The sequence below is a fragment of the Actinomadura montaniterrae genome (assembly GCF_008923365.1).
Classification (GTDB): domain Bacteria; phylum Actinomycetota; class Actinomycetes; order Streptosporangiales; family Streptosporangiaceae; genus Spirillospora; species Spirillospora montaniterrae.
This window is the reverse complement of the sequence record NZ_WBMR01000340.1, coordinates 1-7,554: the sequence shown is the minus strand read 5'-3', so window position 1 is coordinate 7,554 and position 7,554 is coordinate 1. Positions and strand designations below refer to the sequence as shown.

The window sequence follows — 7,554 nt, the reverse complement described above, 5'->3', positions numbered from 1 at the left end:
ACGGCGGCCCGCCGCCCGGCGCGTCGCAGTCGGGCGGGCACATGCTGCCGCCGCCCGCGGCCGGCGGCCCCCCGTCCCCCATGGCCGGCCCCTCGGCGGGCGAGCCGCCCCTGCCGAGCCGGCCGCTGAACGGAGCCGACCGGGAGGACCCGCTGTTCACCGGCCCCTGACGGCCGGACGCCGGCGGCTCAGCCGTACTTGACGACGAGCACCAGCACGAAGATCGCCCCCGCGACGATCATGGTGGCCTGGCCGCGCTCGCGCACCGCCGTCCGCCGGAGGCCGGCGACCCGCTGGCGGCTGAGCCGCATGTCCGACGCGGCGCGGCGGGCGCGCTCCCAGTGCATGCCGGTGTACACCGCGAGCGCCGCCACTCCGAGGAGAAGTAAGACCGTTCCGCTCATCTGACCCGCCTCCAGTCGCGCAAAGTCAGATTGAACAGCGTAACCGCGGTGCCGGACCATGTCGCCTGACATATTTCCGGCATCGAAACGGAAACGGTCTGGCGGGCGGCGGCGCCGGATCACCCGGCCCGCCGCCCGCCGCCGGTCACCGTCCGAACCGCTCCGGGTCGATCTCGATCCAGATCTGCTCGGCGCGGCCCAGCAGCCGCCCGTCCGCGCCGTACAGCGCGGTCGCCGCGTGCATCTTGCGGCCCTCCCGGCTGCGCGCCAGGCCCATCACCACGCACTCCTCGCCCGCCTCGGGCACGTCGGTGACCTGCGCGGTCATCGTGCCGAGCACGGCCGGGCGGCCCGCCACGTCGAACGACCAGGCGCCGGGGCAGTCCAGCGCCGCCCACACCAGCGTCCGCTCGGGCACCTGGTCGGGCACCCACGGCGCCGCGACGGTGCCGTCGGCGACGTGCCCGGGCTCCAGCCGGAGCCCGTCGCCCGGCTCGCGCTCCGGCCCGCACACGAAGCAGCGCGGGAACGGGTGGTTCTCGATCGCCCGGAACTTCTCGGCCGCCTCCCGCGCCTCCGCGAACGGGACCGGCGGCACCGGCGGCACCACGATCGCCCCCGCGAGGGCCTCCGCGACCAGCGTCTCCCCGTCCCACATCCGCGCGCTGTGCCCGCGCTCGTCCTCCACGGTGACCGTCAGCTCGGTGTCCAGCGGTGGCGGCTGCCGCAGCGTCACCGTCACCGTGTCGATCGGCACCCGCCCCGCCAGCAGCCCCGCCGTGTACCCCCCGTTGCCCGACCCGTCCGGGCCGTGGAACCGCCTATCGATGATCACTGGGTCCCCCGCAATCACATCCGCCGCACGAAAACGGCACCGATCATAATGAGCGGCACCGACAGAGCGGTCCGTCGCCCCTGCTCTAGACGGCGCGCGACGGCTGGGGGCGGCCGGGGCGGGTGGTGAAGAACACCGAGAGGGAGCCGCGCAGGCGGGCCCGGACGGTGTCCTCGTCGACGTCGACGTCCTCGGGGACGGGGGTGCGCTCCAGGGCGCGGGAGATGAGCACGTCGACCTGGCGGTCGGCGACCAGGACCGAGCAGGTGTCGCAGGCGTACCAGGGGTAGAGCATGTTCAGCACGGCGACGGCGGTGTCGTCGTCGGACAGGTGCGTGGTGTCCAGCTCGACCTCGAACATGTCGGTGTCCTCGGGGTCGAGCGTGGGGTAGTAGAGCCACGTCGGCCCGTCGGCGCCGCAGAAGTCGCACGCGGGCTCGCCTGGGGACGGCTCGCCGACGGCGAGCTCCAGCTCGTGGTCCCACGGCTCCACCCGGCGGTTGTGCCGGTATCCCACCCCGTCCAGCGAGCCCTCGCGGTTGTGGGTGACGTCGTGCACCTCGCCGCCGCAGCGGGCGCACATGAAGCCGATCTCCTCCATGTCCCTCCCTGATCGCTGAGGCACGGTCTCACAGTATCCGGCCGGGGGGCTCCCTCGTACCCGGCGGCGCGATCGTTCGGGTACGTTGAAGATCTTCCGCCGCTCCGGCGATCCCGGCCCGGTGTTCCGGACGCATACCCCGCGCGCCTCCTCGCATGTCCCGGTGCTCCTTCCGCGAGCCCGTCCCGCCGAGCCTTCGAAAGGGAGGTTCCCTTGTCCCTGCCCGCCCAGACCGACATCGTGCTCAACGCCGACAAGATCGACCTCGTCCGGGACCGGCGCCTGCTGCTCGACCGGGTGACCATGACGGTGCTCCGCGGCGAGCACTGGGCGCTGATCGGCCCCAACGGCGCCGGCAAGAGCACGCTGCTCGGCATCCTCGGCGCCTACACCCACCCGACGCGCGGCGCCGCGGAGATCCTCGGCCGCCGCCTCGGCCGGGTCGACGTGCAGGAGCTGCGGAAGCTGATCGGCCAGGTCAACCCGCGGCATCCGCTGGAGTCGGCGCGGACCGTCCGGGAGATCGTGCTGACCGGCGTGACCGGCACCATCGAGCTGGTCCCGCGCTGGACGCCGACCGAGGACGAGCTGCGCCGCGCCGACGAGCTGATCGCGCTGATGGGGCTGACGGCGCGCACCGACGCCCGCTGGCCGAACCTGTCGCAGGGGGAGCGGGGCCGCGCGCTGATCGCGCGGGCGCTGATGCCGGACCCGCCGCTGCTGCTGCTCGACGAGCCCGCCACCGGCCTGGACGTCGCCGCGCGCGAGCGGCTCCTGGCGAGCATCGACCAGCTGCGGAGCGAGCGCCCGGACCTGACGACGGTGCTGGTCACCCACCACCTCGAGGAGCTGCCGACCAGCACCAGCCACGCGCTGCTACTGCGCGAGGGCCAGGTGCTGGCATCGGGCCCGGCGGACGAGGTGCTGACGACCGAGCTGGTCAGCGCCTGCTTCGACCACCCGATCACGATCACCCGGCACAGCGGCCGCTGGGCCGCCACCGCCGGGCCCGCGTAGCCGCCCGTCCTCGCGTAGCCGCCGTCCTCAGTCCGCGGCGACCCGGTGCCGGGCGAGGTGGGCGAGGACCGACTGGTTCGCCTCCCACCCGTCCGGGAACTTGACCGGCACGCCGAGGTGGACGGGTTCGGTGGACGGGTGGGCGTCCAGCAGCTCGGGGATGCCCGCCCGCGCCACCACGACGCACGCGTGCCGGTGCCGCGACGTGAGGACGCACAGCCGCCCCGACTCCAGGTGGAACGCGGTGGCGTCGCGGCGGCCCGACAGCGGATGCAGCATGACGGTGACGTCGTACTCGCGTCCCTGCAGCCGGTTGGCGGTGTCGACGGTGATGCCCGCGCCGTGCTCGCCGAGCGCCGCGCGGATCGCGGTGACCTGGTCGCGGTGCGCCGCACCGATCGCGACGCGCGTCGCGTCCACGGGCTTGGAGCCGAGCTCGGAGTGCGCGACCGGGCCGCGCTGCAGCAGCCGGACGGCCAGCGTCGCCGTCGCGCGGACGGCCTCGGCGTCGGTGCGCAGCGTGTGCCGGGCGGGCAGCTCGTACAGCGCCCATCCGGTCGCCGCGGCCTCCTCCAGGGCGTGGTCGTAGGTGGTGCCCATGCCGCGCGCCCCGTACTCCAGCCGCCGGTCGCCGTCCTCCGTCCCCGCGCGGAAGCCGGTGAACGGGTAGAACGCGTCGGACACGACGGGCGCGGCGGACGCCGGGAGCCGCCACGACACCGGCAGCCGGTGGACGGGCAGGTCCGGGTTGTGCGCGAGCAGGACGGAGACGGCGCTGCGCATCGGGTCCCACGCCAGCCCGGCCCAGCGTTCGACCTCGACGGTGGAGAACGGGTCGAGCTGCCCGGGGTCGCCCACGAACAGGGCGCGCTCGAACCGGCCGGCGATGCGCAGCAGCATGTCGGAGCGCATCTGGTACGCCTCGTCGACGATCGCCCACGGCCACGACCCGTCCGGCAGCGTCGCCCATTTCGCCGCGGTCGCGATGACGACGGTGTGCTCGGCGAGGTCGTCGGCCTTCTGCGCGACCCGCACCGACGGATGCGCCAGCACCCGCTCGGACGGCAGGTACCCCGACGCCGACAGCCGGCCCAGCGTCAGTTGCGGGTGCTTGGTCGCGATCCGCTCGATGAGGTCGTCGACCTGCTCGTTGGTCTGCGCCACGATCATCAGCCGCTCGCCCGCCTCGGCGAGGTGCGCGGCCGCGCGGACCACCAGCGTCGACTTGCCCGCGCCCGGCGGGGAGTCGACCACCACGCCGCGGTGGCCGCCGCCGAGGTCGGCGAGCACGCCGTCGACGGCCCGCGTCGCCGCCTCCCCGGGGTCGAGGTCGGCGGACGGCTCCGGCCCGGCCAGGGCGACCAGGTGGCGTTCGGTCATGACCAGTCCTCTTCGGCGTCCTCGTCGGTCGGCACGTACTCCTCGGGCGGCCCGCCGTGCGTCCACGGCGTGTCCTCCCGGTCGGGGAACTTCGCGGCGCCGAACGAGCCCTCCGTGAGCGAGGTGAAGCACACCCGCTCGCCGACCTGCGGCACCGCGCCCGGCTCGGGGGTGAGCTTGCGGCCCATCCCGCCGGTCAGCTCCAGCAGCACGCCGCCGTCGCCGATCTCCACGATCCTCCCCTTCAGCGCCGGGCGCGCCGCGTTGCACACGGTCGTCCCGATGTCGAGCCGCACGGGGTCCGCGGTGCGGACGCGCAGCAGCGGGCGCAGCTTCGGCCGCTTCCCCGTCTCGTCCAGCCGGGCCGGGTCGCACTCGGTGACCGGCCCGCCGAACGCCTGCCCGGCCAGCCGGTGCTCGGCCATGACCAGGGGGTCGTCGAACGCGCGCTGCGCCTCGTAGGCGTCCTGGGCGCGTTCGAGATCGTGCAGCCGCCGCGCCGCCCGGACGGGCGGGTCGCGGCGCGCCTGAGGATACGCCTCGCCGAACGTCTGGTGGTAATAGGTGAAGGCGTCCCGGTCGCGCTCCCAGCGGCGCGGGACGCTCGCGCCCTCCGGCATCGCGCGCAGCAGGTCCACCGCCCGCCACATCAGGTCCCAGGTCGGGGTGAGCTGACCGGCGATGAGCGCGCGGAGCCGGTCCCCGGCGCGCGGGTCGCCGCCCGACCGGTCGTAGGCGGCGATCGCCGGGGCGAGCACCTCGTTGTCGAACGTCGGGTCGGTCGCGGGGCCGGCCGGCGGGCAGGTCACCGGATCCTCGGCGCGGGCCGCGGCGGCGGGGCCGTCCAGGCCGTCCGGCGGGTCGATCCAGCCCATCAGCGCGGCGAGGTTGCCGTCCTCCACCGAGCTCTGCCCCGTCGCCCAGTGCAGCCGCAGCACCTCCGTCATCGCCCGCAGCAGCGACGACCCCGGATGGTCGTGCCGGTCGGCGAACCACGTCAGCCACCGGCCGAGCACCGGCACCGCCGGGTCGACCGCGTACGGGCCCTCGGTGCTGCGGAACCGCGTCGACCTGCCCACCAGCCGCAGGAACGAGACCCCGCCCCGGTTCGGCACGAGCAGCTGCGGCGCGTTCCCGTACCGGATCCGGTCGTCGCCCTCCTTGCCCGGCGGCAGCTCCTCCACCTCGCCGCGGCTCGTCTCGATGTGGTTCAGCACGAGCTTGGCCAGCTCCGCCGCGAACGCGAACCGCAGGTCGCGGTTGCGCGGCTGCGGGACCACCAGCAGCGACGGGTCGTCCGGCGCCGACCCGACCATGACGGCCAGCGGCGCCGCCGCCTCGCCCGCGAGCTTCAGCGGGATCAGCACCAGCGGCGCGTCCGACACGTGGACGTGCCGGACCGTCGCCAGCGGCTGCGCGACCCCGGCCCGCACCGCCTCCAGCCGCGCCAGCGAGCTCAGCGCGCTCATCGGGCCGTCACGGCGTCCCGGTGGCCGGTGCCGAGGGCCTCGGCGCGCAGCCGGGCCGCCGCCCGCAGCTGCTCGGCCGTCTCCGCGAGGTCGTCGGACGGGCTGAGCGACCCGTCCGCGAGGCCCAGCGCCGTACCGATCGTGTCGACGCCGCCGAGGTCGTCGCGCACGGCCCGGCCGAGCGCGCCCGTCGCGCCGCAGGCGCGCGCCTCGTCCCGGCAGAAGTACGCCATCTCGCAGCCCGCCATGCACTCGGGCGCGTAGCGGGCCTCGACCGTGCGGACGGAGTCGGCGAGGTGCTCGCCGGGCTCGAACGTCAGGTCGCCGGGAAGCGCGTCGAGGATCCGGTCGATGCGGGTGAGGCGCGCGAGCTGCCGTTCCAGCACGGCCAGCTGCGGGCGGACGTCCAGCGGCGTCGCGGTCGGCCGGTTGGAGAAGTTCTCCGGGCACACCAGGAACACCTCGTGCGACACCCGCTCCGGGTCGTGCCCGAGCTCGGCGACGAGCCGGCGCAGCGCCAGCACGTACACCGCCGACTGCCGCGCGGCCGCCGCGACCTGCTCCGGCTCGGCCTGCCCGTCCACCACCGCGAACGACTTGATCTCGATGACGTGCAGCCGGCCCTCGATCTGGAACGCGATGACGTCCGGCTCCAGGTAGGCGAGCTGCCCGCCGATCTCCAGCCGCAGCAGCGGATGGTCGAACAGGGTGCCCTCGCCGCTGCCGAGCGCCTGGGCGAGCAGCCGCCGGGTGCGGGTGTGCCGCAGCTCGCGGCCCTCGTTGCCCGCGACGACCTCCAGATCGTCGTAGGCGACCTCGGACACCGCCAGGCCCATCCGGTCGCGCAGCAGCGTCAGCAGCTCCGCGCACCCGTCGGCCTTCACCTGCGCCTCGAACGCGTTGCCGCGCGTGATGGCGAACTGCGACTGCCCGAACGGCGCGGGGAACCCGAGCGCGCGCGCCACCGCGTCCTTGTCGACGCCCGCCGCGTCCATCAGCCCGCGGCGGGCGCAGCCGGGATTGGCGGTCAGCGCCGCGATCGTGCGGGCGTCGTGGTTGCGCGGCGGAGCGCTTCCGCGCAGCCGGTCCAATTCCGGCGCGGTCTCGGTCATCGGTCCGTCTCTCCAGAGCTGGCACGTCGCCGTGCGGAATCCTGCAGGGCCCGCAGCCGGCTGCCGAACAGCCGTTCCGCGTCGTCGAGCTGGGCCCGAGCGCGCCCGGCGGCCGACGCGCGGCGCCGCCGGTCGGGCTCCCGGTGCACGTCCAGCTCGGCCCGGGCGGCCTCGGCGAGCACGGCCGGATCGACTGTACCGACCGTACCGGTGACCGCACCGGGAATGTTGGAGGCGAACCGCCACAGCAGCCGCTGCGCGTCCGGCGAGGGCGCCGTGCGTCCGGCGTGCTCGGCGAGGCGGATCGCGGAGGCGAGGAAGTCGGTGCGCGGGCTGAGCGGCCCGACGATCCGCTGCTCCAGCGGCCAGGTGCTCACCGTGAGCAGGCCGCGGGCGGGCGCGAGCAGGTCGGCGGTCAGCGCGGCGCACAGGTAGTAGGGCCGTGCGTACGGCGCGGTGCGGAACGAGCGCTCCTCGTCGCGGCGCAGGCTCGTCAGCCGCGTCCCGGGGATCTCGCCGGGGAAGAACGCCGCGTACACCGACCCGATGAGCTTCGGCGCGGCGGGCACCCCGAGCAGCGTCAGCGCCTGGTGGACCTGGTCGCGGACGGGCAGCAGCCCGCGGCGCCCCTCGGGCTCGGCCGGGGCGGGCGTGGCCTCCGGCTCGCCGGCGTCGCCGAGGACGGCGGCGTCCCACTCCTGCTCGGCGCGGCGCAGGTCGGCGCGCAGGGCGCGGG

At 75.3% G+C, this 7,554-nt stretch carries 8 protein-coding genes; 1 reads left to right on the top strand and 7 read right to left on the bottom strand.

The window, feature by feature from the left end; translation table 11 throughout:
- Positions 1-188: 188 nt before the first annotated feature.
- The 3 genes from F9B16_RS47685 to F9B16_RS47675 form a co-directional block, all read right to left on the bottom strand.
- Positions 189-404 (bottom strand): hypothetical protein, encoded by a 216-nt coding sequence (locus F9B16_RS47685; protein WP_151546889.1) that lies wholly within the window; start codon positions 402-404, stop codon positions 189-191.
- Positions 405-549: 145 nt separating this feature from the next.
- Positions 550-1,239 carry a hypothetical protein gene (locus F9B16_RS47680; RefSeq protein WP_151546888.1) on the bottom strand — a complete coding sequence of 230 codons (690 nt, stop codon included), beginning with the start codon at positions 1,237-1,239 and terminating at the stop codon, positions 550-552.
- 85 nt (positions 1,240-1,324) lie between these two features.
- Positions 1,325-1,840, bottom strand: a complete 516-nt coding sequence (locus tag F9B16_RS47675) for a hypothetical protein (RefSeq protein ID WP_151546887.1) — start codon at positions 1,838-1,840, stop codon at positions 1,325-1,327.
- Between the two features lie 213 nt (positions 1,841-2,053).
- Here F9B16_RS47675 and F9B16_RS47670 point away from each other — a divergent pair, with 213 nt between their 5' ends.
- Positions 2,054-2,857, top strand: coding sequence for an ABC transporter ATP-binding protein (locus F9B16_RS47670; RefSeq protein ID WP_151546886.1), 804 nt, complete (start codon positions 2,054-2,056; stop codon positions 2,855-2,857).
- A 27-nt stretch (positions 2,858-2,884) separates the two neighbouring features.
- Here F9B16_RS47670 and F9B16_RS47665 read toward each other — a convergent pair whose 3' ends face one another.
- From F9B16_RS47665 to F9B16_RS51885, 4 genes are all read right to left on the bottom strand, one after another.
- Positions 2,885-4,237 carry an AAA family ATPase gene (locus tag F9B16_RS47665; protein WP_151546885.1) on the bottom strand — a complete coding sequence of 451 codons (1,353 nt, stop codon included), beginning with the start codon at positions 4,235-4,237 and terminating at the stop codon, positions 2,885-2,887.
- A complete protein-coding gene (locus F9B16_RS47660) occupies positions 4,234-5,706 on the bottom strand; it encodes a hypothetical protein (protein WP_151546884.1) in 1,473 nt (490 codons plus the stop codon). Before F9B16_RS47660 ends, F9B16_RS47665 begins: the two co-directional genes overlap by 4 nt.
- Positions 5,703-6,818: a hypothetical protein gene (locus F9B16_RS47655; RefSeq protein ID WP_151546883.1), complete on the bottom strand. Its 1,116-nt coding sequence runs from the start codon at positions 6,816-6,818 to the stop codon at positions 5,703-5,705. Before F9B16_RS47655 ends, F9B16_RS47660 begins: the two co-directional genes overlap by 4 nt.
- Positions 6,815-7,554, bottom strand: a 740-nt coding sequence (locus tag F9B16_RS51885; RefSeq protein WP_192809356.1) for a hypothetical protein, incomplete at its 5' end; no start/stop codon positions are given. The genes F9B16_RS47655 and F9B16_RS51885, both read right to left, overlap by 4 nt.